At 65.9% G+C, this 16,273-nt stretch carries 13 protein-coding genes and 1 pseudogene; 4 read left to right on the top strand and 10 right to left on the bottom strand.

Features of this window, described 5'->3' with window-relative positions:
- Both ACH196_RS32760 and ACH196_RS32755 read right to left on the bottom strand, forming a co-directional pair.
- Nucleotides 1-407, bottom strand: a pseudogene (locus ACH196_RS32760) (hypothetical protein); the annotation flags it as partial.
- Nucleotides 408-729: 322 nt separating this feature from the next.
- Nucleotides 730-1,119, bottom strand: a complete 390-nt coding sequence (locus tag ACH196_RS32755) for a VOC family protein (RefSeq protein WP_396651037.1) — start codon at nucleotides 1,117-1,119, stop codon at nucleotides 730-732.
- A 214-nt stretch (nucleotides 1,120-1,333) separates the two neighbouring features.
- Between ACH196_RS32755 and ACH196_RS32750 the strand changes: the two genes are divergently transcribed.
- A complete protein-coding gene (locus ACH196_RS32750; RefSeq protein ID WP_396651036.1) occupies nucleotides 1,334-2,212 on the top strand; it encodes a helix-turn-helix transcriptional regulator in 879 nt (292 codons plus the stop codon).
- A 35-nt stretch (nucleotides 2,213-2,247) separates the two neighbouring features.
- Here the strand turns inward: ACH196_RS32750 and ACH196_RS32745 are convergent, their stop codons facing one another.
- The 4 genes from ACH196_RS32745 to ACH196_RS32730 all read right to left on the bottom strand — a co-directional run bounded on the left by ACH196_RS32745 (nucleotide 2,248) and on the right by ACH196_RS32730 (nucleotide 6,731).
- Nucleotides 2,248-3,408, bottom strand: a complete 1,161-nt coding sequence (locus tag ACH196_RS32745; RefSeq protein ID WP_396651035.1) for a calcium-binding protein — start codon at nucleotides 3,406-3,408, stop codon at nucleotides 2,248-2,250.
- 326 nt (nucleotides 3,409-3,734) lie between these two features.
- Nucleotides 3,735-4,529, bottom strand: coding sequence for an anti-sigma factor family protein (locus tag ACH196_RS32740; RefSeq protein ID WP_396651034.1), 795 nt, complete (start codon nucleotides 4,527-4,529; stop codon nucleotides 3,735-3,737).
- Nucleotides 4,526-5,044 carry a sigma-70 family RNA polymerase sigma factor gene (locus tag ACH196_RS32735; RefSeq protein WP_396651033.1) on the bottom strand — a complete coding sequence of 173 codons (519 nt, stop codon included), beginning with the start codon at nucleotides 5,042-5,044 and terminating at the stop codon, nucleotides 4,526-4,528. Before ACH196_RS32735 ends, ACH196_RS32740 begins: the two co-directional genes overlap by 4 nt.
- 283 nt (nucleotides 5,045-5,327) lie before the next feature.
- Nucleotides 5,328-6,731, bottom strand: a complete 1,404-nt coding sequence (locus tag ACH196_RS32730; RefSeq protein ID WP_396651032.1) for a PLP-dependent aminotransferase family protein — start codon at nucleotides 6,729-6,731, stop codon at nucleotides 5,328-5,330.
- A gap of 157 nt (nucleotides 6,732-6,888) precedes the next feature.
- Between ACH196_RS32730 and ACH196_RS32725 the strand changes: the two genes are divergently transcribed.
- Complete coding sequence (locus ACH196_RS32725; RefSeq protein WP_396651031.1) at nucleotides 6,889-7,752, top strand: DMT family transporter; 864 nt, start codon at nucleotides 6,889-6,891, stop codon at nucleotides 7,750-7,752.
- 81 nt (nucleotides 7,753-7,833) lie between these two features.
- Here ACH196_RS32725 and ACH196_RS32720 read toward each other — a convergent pair whose 3' ends face one another.
- Nucleotides 7,834-9,531: a Na/Pi cotransporter family protein gene (locus tag ACH196_RS32720; protein ID WP_396651030.1), complete on the bottom strand. Its 1,698-nt coding sequence runs from the start codon at nucleotides 9,529-9,531 to the stop codon at nucleotides 7,834-7,836.
- 313 nt (nucleotides 9,532-9,844) lie between these two features.
- On the opposite strand from ACH196_RS32720, the gene ACH196_RS32715 reads away from it, so the two are divergent.
- A complete protein-coding gene (locus tag ACH196_RS32715) occupies nucleotides 9,845-11,080 on the top strand; it encodes an MFS transporter (protein ID WP_396651029.1) in 1,236 nt (411 codons plus the stop codon).
- A 135-nt stretch (nucleotides 11,081-11,215) separates the two neighbouring features.
- Here the strand turns inward: ACH196_RS32715 and ACH196_RS32710 are convergent, their stop codons facing one another.
- The 3 genes from ACH196_RS32710 to recO are packed head-to-tail and all read right to left on the bottom strand — an operon-like array spanning nucleotide 11,216 to nucleotide 15,375.
- Nucleotides 11,216-14,080: a DUF2339 domain-containing protein gene (locus tag ACH196_RS32710; RefSeq protein ID WP_396651028.1), complete on the bottom strand. Its 2,865-nt coding sequence runs from the start codon at nucleotides 14,078-14,080 to the stop codon at nucleotides 11,216-11,218.
- Between the two features lie 27 nt (nucleotides 14,081-14,107).
- Entirely contained in the window at nucleotides 14,108-14,626 is a 519-nt protein-coding gene (locus ACH196_RS32705) for a PaaI family thioesterase (protein ID WP_396651027.1), read from the bottom strand.
- Nucleotides 14,623-15,375 carry a DNA repair protein RecO gene (recO, locus tag ACH196_RS32700; RefSeq protein ID WP_396651026.1) on the bottom strand — a complete coding sequence of 251 codons (753 nt, stop codon included), beginning with the start codon at nucleotides 15,373-15,375 and terminating at the stop codon, nucleotides 14,623-14,625. Before recO ends, ACH196_RS32705 begins: the two co-directional genes overlap by 4 nt.
- 262 nt (nucleotides 15,376-15,637) lie before the next feature.
- Here recO and ACH196_RS32695 point away from each other — a divergent pair, with 262 nt between their 5' ends.
- Complete coding sequence (locus tag ACH196_RS32695; RefSeq protein WP_396651025.1) at nucleotides 15,638-16,270, top strand: DUF1326 domain-containing protein; 633 nt, start codon at nucleotides 15,638-15,640, stop codon at nucleotides 16,268-16,270.
- The last annotated feature ends 3 nt before the right edge of the window (nucleotides 16,271-16,273 follow it).

Raw genomic sequence — 16,273 nt, 5'->3', positions numbered from 1 at the left:
TAACGGACAAAGTCTTGCTTCGACAGGGCGACGGCGAGGCCGAGGCGGCGCATGGCGGCCACCGTGTCGGAAATTTTTGGTTTCGGTTTTCGCGGGCGAAACGGCGGCAGCGTCACCACGATACCTTGCGCCGCCGCGATGATCAGCCGCCGCGCGGCGGATTCGGCGGGGCGCAGCAGCAGCAGAATGGCACGGTAGAGATGGCGCGGCAGGCAAAGCGCCGGAGACGGCTTTTTTCTCCCCGTCTTTCCCGCCCGTCCCGGTCTCGGAGCGACGGCGGCATCCCCAAGCACCAGCGACAGCGGCCTGCCAAACCCCATCTCGGCCATGCCGACGAGCATCAACAGGATATGCTTCAGCGCCTGCCGGTATCGCTCGATTGTCGTACTCGCGTCTCCAAACTCCACCGCCAGCTCCTTTCAAACACAGGCGGCAGGGATTGTAGCAGTCATCGGTATCGATGTAAATAATCCTAGGATAATAATCCTAGGAATGTCGTGCTCTCCCGCTCAACACCTTGGAAAAGCTCGACTTTTCGAAGCATGGCGGCCTAACCCGCTAGCTACCTGACTGGACGCTGGCTTGGCCCCGAAAAAATGTCATGCTTGGAAAAGCAAGTGGAATCAGAGGTTTGGCTGCAAGCTCGGATGGGCCCCATCTTGATCCAGACCCATTCCGATTGGACTCTTCGCCCGGACATCGACCGGCACGGGTAACCGTGCCATCGTCCTACAGGTCCGCATAGATTTCGATTATGTTGCCATCGGGATCCCGGAAGTAGCTGGTCCGGTGACCCCAGGACTGGTCGGTCGGTTCGCCGACCGCGGCCACGCCGCGCTCGCGCAATAGTTCCGTGCATTGATCGACCGCCTCTTTGGGAACTCTAAACGCCAGCATCGCCGAGAGCGCGCCCTGCGGGGTTTCGGGATCGTCAAACATCAGGCCACGCTCGGTCAGCGCGAGGATGCAGGAGCCGACGCGATACTCGATCCAGGCAGGACCGAGCGTACGATTGACCTCGAACTCCAAGGTTTCGCCGTAGAAACGGCGCATGGCCGGCATGTCTCTGGCGAAGAGGACTGTATAGTCGAGATGCCGTATCTGCTTAAGTGGCGACATAGCCGGTTCTCCATCCAGTTGGGGAAGAGGTCGCACGAACGCTGGGGAAGGCCTTGACGCTAGGTACAGTGCACTGCCTAGAAAGAAGGTGCGACGTCTCATTCCCGCGTTTCCGATTGCTCGCACGAATGTTTTGTGCCAAATCGATGCTAGGTAAAAGATGCAGACTTAAACTAGTACAAGAACTAATAGCTTCGCAGGGCTTGCTGATCAGATGCGAGATGTTCTGAAGAGTCCATCGGCCACGGCCGACCAAGAGCGCCGCAGGGAACTGGCGCAGTTCCTTCGCAGTGCCCGCGAGATGCTTGACCCAGCCACGGCCGGAGCGCCGGTCAATCCCCGGCGTCGGGCGCGTGGTTGGCTGCGCGAAGAGGTAGCCTTCGCCGCTGGCATCAGCTCGACCTGGTATATGTGGATGGAACAGGCGCGACCGATCCGCATCTCGCCGCGGGCGCTCGAAGGCCTTTCTCGAGCATTGAAGCTTGACGCGGTAAAGCGGGCTTACCTCTACCGCCTGGCGCGACCCGACCTTGATGCCGGGCCTGGGCCGGAGGCGCAACCAATGCCCAGCACTACGCTCCAGAGCATGGTACGCCGGCTCTCGCCGCATCCGGCATATGTGCTGGACGCGCGTTGGAACGTTGTTTTTTGGAACGATGCAGCCGATTTTCTGTTCGGCAGCTTTCCAGCAGATACACGCGACACCAACCTGATTTGGCGGCTGTTCTGCGATCGCGCGTGGCGCCGGCTTTTCGTGGATTGGGCGTTGGTCGCAGCGTCTGCGGCAGGGCAATTCCGCTCTGCGACCGCCGATCTGGTCGGTGATGATGAACATCAGGAACTGGTTGAGGCGCTCTCAGCGGAAAGTCAGGAATTCGCTGCGATGTGGCGCACGCGAACGCTCGCCGAGTCCCCGAGCTGGACAAAGCGGTTCGACCACTCACAGGCTGGACGTGTTGCCCTCGACTACCAAAACCTGCAGCCGTCAGGTGTCGATGCCGGATTCCGGCTGTCGCTCTACACGCCCGCAACCGATGCGGACGCCGCACGGTTCGTGTCAGCGCTGATGAGTCGGCCTCTAGCCGCTGAATAGTGATGGGCCCCCGGCATAGCCGGGGGCCCATCATGTCAAAAGATGAAGTCGGTATTGTCCAGCACCTTGTGCCCGTCGATCAGAAGACAGAATAGGTTATTTTCGACGGGTGCGACGATACGGGTATACTGGCCGTAATGGTCGAAATCCAAGTCGCCAAAGGATAGATTAAACGCGCTGAGGTCGATCCGGTCACCGGCGCCGTAATCGTTGATGAAGTCGAACGACGCGAAGTAGTTGCTGTCAGCGATGTCGCGGTAAACGAACGTATCGCTGCCAGATCCACCCCATAGGGAGTCACTGCCGCTACCGCCGATGAGCACGTCCGGCCCACCGAGACCATGGATTTCGTCATGCCCATTGCCGCCTTCGATGACATTTGCGCCCACGTTTCCCTTGAGCACATCCTTGTACGCAGACCCCAACAGGTTCTCAAAGCCGTCGACTATGTCGCCGGACGCCCAGCCGCCGCTCACGGCGTTGGCGTTCAGGTCGACTTGGACGCCGCCGGTCGAAGAAGACTGGTAGCTTAGTGTGTCGACACCTACACCGCCCGAGAGGCGGTTCCCGCCGGACCCGGATGAGATGAAGTCGTTGCCGTTGTCGCCGAAGAGGGCGCTGGTGGCTGAGGCGTAGAGTTCGTCCGCGCGCGTCGACCCTTTCACCGCTTCGATGTTCACGAGGGTGTCGAGCGATGCTGGAATGCCAACCCCGGCGGCCGGCACATAGACGGTGCCGGTGATGAGGTTGGCGATCACGCCGACGCCAGACTCGATGTACGAGGCGGTGTCATATCCGCCCGCACCACCATTGATCGTGTCACTGCCGTATCCACCGACGAGAACGTCGTCACCTGTCCCGCCGCTCAACTGGTCATCGCCATTGCCGCCGCGCAGCACATCATTGTGATCGCCGCCCACAAGCGTGTCGTCACCGGCGCCGCCGTCGAGCGTATCTTCGCCAGCTCCGCCCTCCAGCATGTCGGTTCCCTTGCCGCCGATCAGGATGTCATTCCCGCCGCGGCCAAAGAGCCAGTCATCCCCAAGACCGCCGTCGAGCCAGTCGTTGCCGAGCCCCCCGTCCAGGAGATCCTTTCCGGAGAAGCCGAAAATCTTGTCGGCATCGGGAGTACCGATCAGGTCCGCGCCTCCGAGCGCGGTACGGTCATTCCCGTTCGTTCCTATGATAATAGCCATGTCAAAACCATCCTTTTTGTCGCGCCAATTCGGGCGGACGGGCCGTATCGCTCGAAGGCCGCGCGGAAAGGAGGATCAAACTTACACTAGTAGACGAACTACTAGCTCACGCCCCTAGGCGGTGAGTTGCTCGTCGGTCGCCGGCTAGCACCCCTGGTGTAAGCTTTAGAAGAGTTATCCATAAGTACTGACTGGGGACTGAGGTTTGGAGACGCCAGGTTCGAGGCTGAACCCGTGTCGGCGAAGTCGCCCGGCCGGGACATCCTCGTCCTGCACGACGATATCCAATTGTGTAGCCCGGCCATCCGTTGGTGAAGCCGGCCGCCTTAGCTCGCCAGCCCTTCCTTCAACTGGCGCCAGGCGTTGCCGGCGACGGCGTCGAGCACGTCTTTCGGCGCGGCGCTGACGATGGCGCAGCCGAAACCTTCGTCCAGCCAGTAGATGGCGGTGGGGCCGCCGTCGCCCTGGGCGTAGGTGCCTTTCGCCTTCATCTTCGGCTCCGGCGTCAGGTAGATCGACACCTGGTTGCCGTTGGGGTCCTTGTAGACCAGCAGCGCCGCCGCCGCGTGGCCGGCGGGCAGGATGCGGCCGCCAAGCAGTTCAAAACCCTGCGCCGACAGGTCGGGCACCACCAGTTTCAGGCCGGTGCGCTTCGACAGCCAGTTTTGCAGATAGTCCCGGTCGTTGCCTTCGACTTCGACGGCATGGGATTGCCCGACGGCGTAGGTGACGTAGGCGCCGATGGCGCTGTCTGCGAGGCGGTCGGCGGGCATCTGCGCGTCCCCGGCGGATCCGATCGCGGCGAAATAGCCGACGGCGCCGCCGACCACGAAGATCAGCGCGGCGGCAGCGGCCTGGCGCCACCAGGCGGAGCCGGCGGCGGGCCGCACCTGCGCTTTCTCTCCGGTAACGATTGCTGCCAGACGCGCGGGCATCGGCTCGTCGGCAATGCCCGAAAGCGCGCCGCGGATCAGGGCCAGATCATCGGAATAACGGCCGGCGCGCGCCTTCATGTCGGGGTTGGCGTCGAGCCAGGACTGGTAGAGCGCGCGCTCGTCGTCCGGCAGCTCGGCGTCGAGCGCCAGATGGATGTCGCGGTCGGAAAAGTCGCGGGCGCTCATCGGTCGACCACCCGGATGGCGCGGCGGCGGGCGCCGTCGTCGAGAAGCGCGCGAAGATCGTCGCGGCCGCGGGCGATGCGCGACATCAGCGTGCCGGCCGGCACGCCCAGGATGGTCGAGGCTTCGGCATAGGAAAAGCCCTCGACGGAGACCATGAGGATCGCGGCGCGGCGCTCCGGGCTGATGGTTTGCAGCGCCTGCAGCACTTCGCGCGAGCCCGCATCTTCGGACTGCTCGGCAGGGACCGCCATCGCCTCGAAACCGTCGAGCGGCAGCATGGCGGACTCGCCGCGCCTTTTGTCCTTCCGCATCTGGTCGACGAAGATGTGATGCATGATGGTGAAGAGCCATTTGCGCGGGCTTTCGCCGGTGCGCCAGTTGTCGAGATGGGCCAGCGCGCGCTCGAGACAGTCCTGGACGAGATCGTCCGCCCGGTCGCGGTCGCGCAGCAGCGCGCGTGCGTAGCGCCTCAGCCGCGGGATCTCCTCCAGGATCGCTCTTCGTCTGTCGTCCATACGCGACGCTCGCACCGCCCGTTCCGCCGCCGTCAAACCCCAATTCGCATCCCAGCGCAAGCCCACGCTTTGGCCTGCCAACTGCGGACCGGGTGCTGCCATTGGTGTGAACGTTGCATGGGTGCGGTTTCTTCCCTGAATTTATTTGGGAAATCGGGTGAGGCGGCGAAGGGTGCGTTCGGCGGACGTCAGGTGACGCCACGGATATCGCACGTGACCCCTCCACCACGCTTCGCGTTGTCGTCCTACGGACCCCCCGCTTCGCGGAGGAGGAACCGCGGCCTCACCGCCGCATTGCGGCCGCCAGCACCTTGAAGATGCGCTGGTCTCCCGACTGCGCCACGTTGAAGCGCAAAAAACCGTTGGCGGTGCGCGACAGGCTGAAGGCGTTGCCGGGGGCCAGTACGACGTTGTCTGCCAGGGCGCGGCGGGCGATGTCGGCGGCATCCAGGCCCTCGGGCAGGCGGCACCAGAGGAACATGCCGGCGCGCGGCTCGTGCCAGGGGGTGATGCCGAGTTCCGCCAGGCGGGCCGTCGTCTCGGCCATCGCGCGGGAGAGGGGCGAGCGCAGCGCCTCCATGTGCTTGCGGTAGCTGCCGTCGCCGAGCAGTTTCAGCACCAGTTGCGACGACAGCCGGCCGCCGCCGAAGGACATGGCGATCTTCAGGTCGGTCAGCCCGTCGATCCAGTCGCGCGGGGCGGCGATGAAACCGCAGCGCACCGAGGCGGACAGCGTTTTTGAAAAACTGCCGATCTGGACGACGCGGCTCAGCCCGTCGAAGGCCGCCAGGCGCGGCGCCGGGCTGATCTCGAAATCGGCGAAGATGTCGTCCTCGATGATGGTCAATCCCGCCTGGTCCGCGAGTTTCAGCAGGCGGTGGGCGACGGCGGCGGAGAGGGTCGCGCCCGTCGGGTTCTGCAGCGCGGAGTTGGTGATGTAGAGGCGCGGCCGGTGTTCGGCGAGCGCTTGCGCAAAAAGCGTCATGTCCGGCCCGGAGGGCGTGTAGGGAACGCTGACGATGTTTGCCCGGTGCGCCCGCAGCAGCGCATGGAAATTGAAATAACAGGGGTCGTCGACCAGAACCGTGTCGCCGGGCTCGAGCAGGAAGCGGCAGAGCAGGTCGATGGCTTGCGTGCCGGATTCGGTCAAGACGATCTGGTCGGGCGAGGCCTCGACGCCGTGCCCGCTCAGGCGCCGGGCCAGCAATTGGCGGAGCGGCGCGAGGCCGAGGGGCGTGCCGTAGTCGGTCAGCACCGCGTCGTCGGCGCGGGCAAGCGACCGCAGCGCCCGGCGCAACCCCTCTTCCGGCATCCACGAGGCCGGCAGCCAGCCGCAGCCGGGTTTCAGCACCTCGTCGCCCGCCTCCAACGACTGGCGCGATATCCACAGCGGATCGACCTCGCGGTCCAGACGGGGGCCGATCTCGGCCAGCGAGAGCGGCGCCAGCGGACTGGAGACGTAGAAGCCCGAACCCGGCCGCGAGCGGATGACGCCTTCCGCCGCCAGCCGCTCATAGGCATCGACGATCGTTGAGGTGGAGACCTGCATGGTTTTGGCGAAGGCGCGTATGGAGGGCAGCTTTGCCTCCGGCGTCAGGCCGCGGGCCGCGATGCGCTGGCGGATGGTCGCCATGACGGAGCCGACCAGCGTGCCGTCCTTGCCGTCGGGGGTGAGGCGATGATCCATCCGTACTGCCGTTGTATCCCTAACAGTTTTGCCAAACTGTAATGCATTGTCTCTGGCAAGGCCAGCCGACGCCGCGCAAAAGGGCCGCGCCTGCCCGCGATCGGCGCGGCCCTTCGGCGATTGCCGTCGGCAGACGCGGAAGCAAATGGAGAATTTGGTGGACAGGATGACGGGCGGCTGGATCAGCGGGTTTATCGGCGTGCTGATCTTCAGCGGATCGTTGCCGGCGACTCGTGTGGCGGTCATGGATTTCGATCCGGTGTTCCTGACCGTGGCGCGGGCGGCCATCGCCGGGCTGCTCGGCCTCGCGCTGCTCTTGATGTTTCGCGAAAAACGCCCGGCGCGTGGCGATCTGGCGTCGCTGGCCATCGTCGCCTTCGGCGTCGTCGTGGGGTTCCCGCTGCTGACGGCGCTGGCGCTGAAGCACGTCACCTCGGCGCATTCCATCGTCTTCATCGGCCTGCTGCCGCTGGCGACGGCGATCTTCGCGGTGCTACGCGGCGGCGAGCGGCCGCGCCCGGCGTTCTGGCTGTTCTCGTGCCTGGGCAGCGCATTGGTCGCCGGCTTTGCCCTGTCGCAAGGGGTCAGCGCATCGCCGGTCGGCGATCTGCTGATGCTGGCGGCGGTCGTCGTCTGCGGTCTCGGTTATGCCGAAGGCGCAAAGCTGTCGCGGCGGCTCGGCGGCTGGCAAGTGATCTCGTGGGCGCTGGTGATGTCGCTGCCGGTCATGCTGGCGGTGGCGGTCGGCACCATGCCGCCGTCGCTCACGGGCATAGGCGGGCCGGCCTGGGCGGGTCTCGCCTATGTCTCCCTGTTCAGCATGCTGATCGGCTTTATCTTCTGGTATCGCGGGCTGGCGCTGGGCGGCATCGCCGCCGTCGGGCAGTTGCAACTGCTCCAGCCGTTCTTCGGGCTGGCGCTTGCGGCGAGCCTGCTCGGTGAACAGGTGAGCGGGGTGATGCTTGTCGTCACCGTCGGCGTGGTGCTGTGCGTTGCGGGAGCAAGGAAGTTCGCGAAGTAATTTGCGCCGGAATGGCCATTGAAGGATTTGGCGGCGACGAGCCTGCCGGTCCGAAAACAATGGCCAGCATCTCGAAAACGCTCAAGGCACTCTCTCGACCCTAGCGGTCACCGCCAAGGCGGTGTCCTGTACGCCTCTGCCGAGGAGATGCGCCGCCGAGCGCCAGGCATGATGCGCGATCCTGTCAAGCCGCCCGGCAGCCTCGATCCGCGCGAAGGCATCCGCGGCGGCGAGTTGTCCCGACGCAACGGAGGCAAGGGTCGCGGCGCGGTGGTTCCGCTGCAGGTCGTCGAGTTCCCTCGCCGCGCCCTCCCCGTCGGCGAGTGCTGCGGCAATCTCGGGCGAAATGCTCCAGCCGATGGGCGCTGCCTGCGCGCTAAGCGCGGATTCCGTTGTGATCGAGCGGCCAACGGCCTGGACGGCGCGCATGGCGCGCCCGCACAGTTCGGCGGTGCGACGGTCGAGGGGGGCGTCGGCGGTCTGTTGGGGGAACTCGCCGTTCGCCAGGACGTCCACCAGGCGCGAGGTGTGATCGAGCGCGTGCAATATGCTGGTCAGGCGCAGCCGCTCCGCCTCCGTCTCGGGATGCTCCTTCAATTCGGACAGGAAGTCACGCGCTTCCGCAAGCGCGACGACCGCTTCTGTCGTGTCCCGCGCGGCGGCCGCCCCGCCGCTGTCCGAAAGCGCGGCGGAAACCGAGGCGGCATTTGTCGCAAGGACGTCCGCCAGGACGCGCCGCACGGTCTCGACCGCGATCACCGGGCTGGCGAGCACGCTCGGATCGAGCGCGCGCTGCAGCGGCGTCTGCCGCGACGGCAGCAGCCGCTCGACGACGCGGGTGAACCATTGCGTCGCCGGAAGGAGCACTGCGACTCCGACGACGTTGTAGGCCGTGTGATAGGCAGCAAGCAGCGTCATCCCGTCGACCGACGCGGAGAAGTTTTGCATCAGTGTGGCCGTGAACGGGAAGGCGACGATCGCAATCAGCGCCGCTATGAGCTTGAACAGGACATAGGCGAGAGCGAGGCGCTTGGCCGTGGTGCTGGCGCCGATTGCGGCCAGTGCGGAACTCGTCGCCGTGCCGATGTTCTGACCGATGATCAGGGCCATGCCCTGCTCCAGGCTCACCGCGCCCGCGAAGAAAGCCGAAATGGTGACGGCGATCGCGGCGGTCGATGACTGCATGACCGCGGTCATCGCCAAGCCGATGGCGATCAGCGTCATGAGCCCGACGAAGCCCGCGCTCCAGCCGACCCCCGGCGCGCCGAGCACCGCGGGCAAGTCGGAAGGATGGAGGCTTTCGGCAAGGCCGCCCATGCCCTGCTGCAGCGTCGTCAGCCCGTAGAGCACCAGCGCGAAACCAGCGAGCGCGCCGCCCGCCGCCGCGATCCGCCCGCCGCCCAGCAGCTTCGCCAGCGCGCCTACGAAGATCAGCGGCAGTGCGTAAGCCGAGAGCGAGACACGCACGCCGATCAGCGCCACCAGCCAGGCCGTGCCGGTCGTGCCGACATTGGCGCCGAAGACGAGGCCGAGCCCTTGTGGAAAAGTCAGAAGCCCGGCGTTGACGAGGCCGATCGTCGTCATCGTCACCGCGCTCGATGACTGCACCAGCAGCGTGACGATGGCGCCCCAGAAGGCTCCCGAAAGCGGCGTGGCCGCCGCGGCGCCCAGCGCGGTGCGCAAGGCCGATCCCGCCAACGCCTTCAGGCCGTCGGTCATGACGGTCATGCCGAGAAGGAAAAGTCCGACGCCGCCGAGAATGGCAATTGCTGTCGACATGCGCGTCTCATCCCCTCCGCGCCTTGGCCCTGAACTTGTCGGGTTGCGGCGCCAGCCGACCCTAGGCTGTAAGCTTTCCCGCTGCAATGACACTCCCGATGTTCGGAACGAGTCGAGGCGTGGGTTCAATCAGGGAGCAATCGGCGGGACGAGTAGGCGTGGGGAGGCGCGCAGCCACACAATGCCGTCCGGCAGGACCACCGGCCACTGAAGCTCTCCTTTTCCATCAATCAAACTGAACTATCGGTCGAATCTATTCATTCGGATGAGGGACAAAACTCGTCTAGGTTGCCGGCGATCTGGAGGAACCCTCATGACGTCGACGACCGCCGCAGCACCTTCGCGCCCGTTTCCCTGGCTGATCATCGCCTGCGGCTGCATCATCGCGGCACTGACTTTCGGACCGCGCTCGGCGATGGGCTTCTTCCAACTGCCGATGCTGGCGGAAAAAGGCTGGGACCGTACGACCTTCGGCCTCGCCATGGCGATCCAGAACCTGTTCTGGGGGCTCAGCCTGCCGTTCTTCGGGGCGATCGCCGACCGCTACGGCACATGGCGCGTGCTGGCGGCGGGCGGCATCATCTACGCGGCCGGCCTGGCGCTGATGGCGACGGCTACGACGCCGACCATGCTGCATATCGGCGGCGGCGTGCTGGTCGGCATGGGGGTCGCGGCCGGCTCCTTCTCCATCGTGCTCGCAGCCTTCGCGCGGCACACGCCGCCGGAAATGCGCTCGCTGGTGTTCGGCATCGGCACGGCGGCCGGCTCGGCCGGCATGTTCCTGTTCGCGCCGCTCAGCCAGGGCATGATCGACGCTTTCGGCTGGTCGGACACGCTGGTCTACATGGCCATCGCCATGCTGGTGATCCCCGTGCTGGCGATGCCGCTGGCCGGCAGTTCGCATGCCGCGCAAAAGGCGCAGGCGGCGTTCCAGCAGACGGCCGGCCAGGCGCTGCGCGAGGCGCTCGGCCATTCCAGCTATCTGCTGCTGGTCTCCGGCTTCTTCGTCTGCGGCTTCCAGGTCGCCTTCATCACCGCGCATTTCCCCGCCTATATCGGCGACATCGGCATTCCCGCGCGTTACGCCGTGATTGCACTGGCGCTGATCGGCTTTTTCAACATCATCGGCTCGCTGGCCTCGGGTTTCATCGGCCAGCGTTATCCCAAGCCGAAATTCCTCGTGCTGATCTATCTCGCCCGCTCGGTGGCGGTGACGGCCTTCCTGCTTTTGCCGCAGACGCCGGCTAGCGTCATCGTCTTCGCCATCGTCATGGGGCTGCTGTGGCTGTCCACCGTGCCGCCGACCAATTCGCTGGTGGCGATCATGTTCGGCACGCGCCACCTCGCCATGCTGGGCGGCGTCGTCTTCCTGTCGCACCAGATCGGCTCGTTCCTCGGCGTCTGGCTAGGGGGCTACCTCTACGACCGCTTCGGCACCTACGACCCGGTGTGGTGGCTGGGCGTGGCGCTCGGCATTTTTGCCGCGATCGTGCACTGGCCGATCCGGGAGCAGGCGGTGGAGCGGCCGGGACTGGTGGCGGCGGAGTAGCGTTCCTCGCCCCGATTACGGGGAGAGGATGCCGGCAGGCAGGTGAGGGGCAGCACCAATCCCGCAGATATCCGCGCTGCCCCTCATCCGGCCCTGCGGGCCACCTTCTCCCCGTGAACGGGGAGAAGGGAGGAGCTACTGCGCAGCCGCCCTTGTCAGCAGCCGCTGATAGAACAGCCCTATGCCGATCAGCACTGCGCCGAGACCGATGAAGGACAGCGCGCGCAGCACGCCTTCGAGCTCGGACATGTCGAACAGGAACACTTTTGCCACCGCAATGGCGATCAGCGCGCCGGAGGCGATGCGCATGATGAAGGAGCCGGTGCGCACGCCGGCGACCAGCAGGACCACGCCCATGACCAGCCACAGCGCCGAATAGCTGTAGGTCTCGAGCGGTTCGAGGCCTTTCCAGAAGCCGATGAACTCGCCCTTGAAGATGCGGCGGACAGACAGCGTCGCATAAAGGAAGGCGAGCGCGGCGGCGGCGACGCCGAGCATCATGCCGTACCATTGCGGACGGCGGCCGCGCGCGTACCAGGCCAGCACGGCCGCAGCTATGGCCGGCAGCAGATAGGCCAGGAACAGCAGGTTCAACACCGGGATGGCGCCGGTCGATTCGTCGGTGAACAACGGATTGAGCAGCAGGACATGCTGGAGCCCGATCATCGCCACCGACAGCACGCCGATCAGCAGCGAGCCGTAGCGTAGCACCGAACTCGGCGCGCGCAGGTCGAGCGAGATCAGGATGCCGCCGGCGGCCAGCGCAAGCAGCGAATAGATGGACTGCTCGGCCAGCGTGATTTCGGTCGTGTCCAATATGCCGCCATGCATGGCGTGGCGCACCAGCATGGCGATGGTGAGCAGCGCGAAGAAGATCGCCGAGCCCTGCATGGCGAGGCGCGGCCTGCCGCCGGTGGTGTGCCCAAGCTGCCAGGCTGAGAAAGCGAAGGCCAGCGCCGGAATGCCGTAGCCGGGCAGCAGCGCGTTGAGCACAGGCGTCGTGCCGAGGGCCGCGTCGCCGACGATGGTCGGGTCGATCGCCGCCCGGATCAGCACGACGACGACGGCGGCGACCGACAGCCAGCCCAGAACCGGATAGTTGCGCCAGCGGGTGGCCAGGGCCGGCAAAATGGCGGCGGCTCCGGCGAGGATCGTCGTCGGCGCCGGGCCGAATGCCATGTGGATGGCGGCGACCAGAGCGGCCGCCGCGCCGGCCAGCAGGAAGGAGACCGGCGGGCCGCCGGTGAGCGCCGGCTGCTCGGCGCGGGCAACCAGCTCGCCGCCGGCAGCGAGGATAGCGGCCAGCAGCAGCGCGGCGAAGGCGTAGCGGAAATCGACATCCGGATTGCCGAGCGCCAGCCAAAGCGAACAGGCCGCGACGAACGGCACGATTGCCGCGAATGCCGCCCAGGACATGGCGCCGGACCGCCCGGCGGCGACCAGACGCCGCGCCTGGAACAGGCCGGCGGCGATGAAGACGGCGGAGAGCAGGATGCCGGGATAAAACAGCGCATCGACCGAGGAGACGACGGAAAAACCTTCGACGGCGACGGGCTCGCCCATCATCTCGAAATCGAACGAGCCGGCAAAGCCGATACGCAGATAGACGAGGCCGACCGCTATTCCGGCGCCGAACAGCAGCGGCAGCGCCTCGGCACGCCAAGCGGCCAGCGCCACCATCAACACGAACAGCGCCGTGCCGGCCGGCACGCCGCCGATCGCCTGGAACGTCGGATCGACCATGAGCGCCGACGCGGCGAGCGCGACGAAAAAGGCGGGGATCGCGGCGGGGAAGGCGCGGTAGCCGGCCCTAGCGTCGGGCTCGCTGTCCGGCCACAAAAAGGCGAGGCAGGCCAGCATCACGGCATTGATGAAGAGGACGATCTTCAAATCCACCGGAAACATCTCGGCCATGTAGACGACACACCAGAAGCCGGTGCCGAAGAAGGCGGTGGAGGCGAGGAAACGCCAGCGGCGGATGCGGGCGATGGCGATGGAGGAGACGAGAACGATGGCGAGATAACCGAACAGCGCCCAGGGATTGGGCGCTTCGGTGGCGACCAGGACGGGCGTGACCAGCGAGCCGAGCAGGCCGACGCCGGCCAACGCCTGCCCGTGGATCAGGGCCAGCGCCGTGGTGGCAATGCCGACAATGCCGAGAAGCACGAAGGCCGAAGCAGGCCCGATGAAGCCGTAGATGCTGTGGGCGGCGTAGATCGCACCGAACAGTGTGAAGGCGCCGACGGCGGTGAGGATCGCGGGGATGTAGGCGCCCGTAGCGCCGGGCGCCGGTAAGCTGAAGCCGGTGCGGCGGATGAACTCGCCGGCCGCCATCAGCACAAGGCCGAACAGGCCGGCCAGAACCAGACGGGTGCCGGGCCCGAACCAGCCGGCCTCAATCGAATAGCGGACGAGGAAAATGCCGCCCAGCGCCAGCGCCACGCCGCCGACCCAGACCGCCCAGCGCGTGCCGAGCGCGGTTTCGAGGTCGGGTGTTTTCTGCGTCGCCTTCGGCGGCCTGGCAGGCTCGGCAGCAGGCTCGGTTGCATCCTCGGCAGGGGGCACGACGGCGCGCGCCCCTTCAGCTTCGCCGGGCTCGAACTGATCCGCCCCGACGGCGGCCGAGGCTGCCGAATCGCTTTCGGACAAAGCCCCTGTTCCGGCCTGCCGGGCACGGAAGGCGGCGAGGCCGGGCTGATCGGCCGGCGCCGTATCCTTCTCGCCGACAGGCCCGACCGGCGCAACATCGATACCTTCGACGGCCATCGCTTCGGCGGTCGCCGAAGCAGCGCTTGCCGATACGGAAGAGGATGCGGTGCCTGCGGCAGTTGCGGACGATCTTGTGGCCGCCCTGCCCTCGCCCGGCAGCGACAGGATGAAAGAGCGGAGCGCCTTGATCTCGCGCTCCAGCAGGCCGATGCGCGACTGCTGGCGGGTTGCGACGACGATCAGCGCGACGACGCCGATGACGCTCAGCATGCCGAAAAAACTATCGAACATCGCGGTCCCTCGCCCGCCTGCCGGCCTTCACCGTCCGGCCAGGCTGGCGGCGGGGAAGATGGAGCATGTTTCGGTGCCGAAGGCCAGAAGTTTGCCGGCTTGGTCCTTCAGCGTCGCCTCCGACACCGCCAGCGTGCGGCCGCGATGGACGACGCGGCCCTCGCACACGACCTCGCCGGTCCTCGGCGTGATCGGCCGCAGAAAATTCACCTTGAACTCGGCGGTCGTATAGGCCTCGCCCGCCTCCAGCGTGGTGTGGACGGCGCAGGCGAGCGCCGAATCCATGATGGTCGCCGTCCAGCCGCCATGCACGCCGCCAAGCGGGTTGAGATGGCTTTCGTTGGGCAGGCCGCGGAACACCGACCTGCCCGGCTCGACCGCGGTCAGCGTAAAACTGAGCGTGCCGGCAATCGGCGGCGCGGGATATTCGCCGGCAATCAGCTTTTGGAGCAGCGCAAGACCCGGCTGGCCGGCCAGATCCTCGCGCGGGATCGTGCCCAGGCCCAGTCTCGAAACATGGCCGGGAAACAATTCGACTTCACTCATGCGGCGTGTTCTCCAGGCGCGGGCGCGCCGTTCAGCTTGCGCAGCGCGGCCAAAAAACCGGCGCGCGCCTCGGGTTCGGAAATGCCGCGCGGCTCGTAGACGTGCCGCGCCAGGAAGAAGCCGGTGAGGCGGAAGGCATGATCGATCGCCGCGGGATCGGCGCGACGGGCTGGCGCGGCCAGGAAATCGGGCAGCACCAGCAGCTTGTCGCGCCACGGCGCGCCGGCCTCGCGCGACACGGCGCGGCCGGATTTCGGCGAGACGTAGACGAGATCGGTGCGCGCGCCCGTCGCGGCGCATTCCGAGAGATCGAGGCCAAAACCCAGTTCCTCCAGCACCATCAGCTCGAACCGCGCCACCAGTTCGCCGGCGAGCAGCGGTTCGTCGAGATGGCAGATCAGCAGCGCCAGCGTCTCGTAGAGCGCCGGATGCACGTCGCGCTCCGGCATCAGGCGCAGATGCGCGGCGATGGTTTGCAGGCCGAAGACGGCGACGGCGCTGTCGAACAGGCGCGCGGCGTTGAGCTCGATGGCTTCGGCCTGGAAGGTGCCGAGATGCTCGTCGAGGCGCGCCCGCCAGACGAGCTCGACCTGGTTTCCCGCCTGCAGCACCGGCTGCTGCTTGCGCGAGCGCCCGCCGCGCACCATGCCGAGATGGCGGCCATGAGCGCGCGTCATCACTTCGAGGATGATCGACGTCTCGCCGTGCCGGCGGGTGCCGAGGATTATGCCTTCGTCGCGCCATTCCATGCGGCGCAGAGTTTCACGGAAACAGCGGCGAGATCAAGGAGGGGGATCGAGGAGCCGGCAACCTTGCGCCGCCCACCGATTGCCAACCGCTTCGCCGATTCCGCCCGCCCCCAAGTCGACCTCATGATCCCTGAAGTGAATGTTCACCCCTGTGTCGATGATGACATATTTCAGCCTGACGTATTCTTTGCGCGGCAGGATGGCGTGGCGGCGAGCACAGGTATATAATATCTCGAATACTTATAGGGCCAGGGAGGTTGTCATGACATCTTGGGAGATCAAGGGACGCGAACTCGTCAATTGCACTTGCGAGTATGGTTGCAACTGCCAGTTTAATGCGCTGCCCGACAAGGGCCATTGCTATGCTGCGGCGGGCATTCAGATCGATGAGGGCCATCACGGCGAGACCCGTCTCGACGGTCTCAGGATCGCCGCGATCTTCAAATGGCCCGGCCCGATCCACGAAGGCAATGGCGAATGCATCGCCTTCGTCGACGAGAAGGCGACCGACCGGCAGCGCGAGGCGCTGCTGCGCATCATGTCGGGCCAGGACACCGACCCGTTCGCGACGATGTTCGCCGTTTTCGCCACCACCGTGACCAAAGTGAACGAGCCTGTCTTCACCAGGATCGATCTTGAACTCGATATCGACGGCCGCAGGGGCCGCATCTTCGTCAAGGATTATATCGATACGGTCGGCGAGCCGATTCGCAACAAGGTGACGGGCGCCGAATCGCGCGCTCAGATCGTGTTGCCGAACGGCTTCGAATATGCCGTCGCCGAGATCGGCAGCGCTTCGAGCAGGACCAGCGGGCCGGTTCAGTTCGACACCAAGGACACTTACGCCCAGTTCGCGCGGCTGCATCTCAACAATCACGGGGTCGTGCGCGCCTGACGC

This window comes from Mesorhizobium sp. IMUNJ 23232 (assembly GCF_044326205.1).
Lineage (GTDB): Bacteria > Pseudomonadota > Alphaproteobacteria > Rhizobiales > Rhizobiaceae > Kumtagia.
This window is presented reverse-complemented; position numbering and strand designations above follow the sequence as displayed.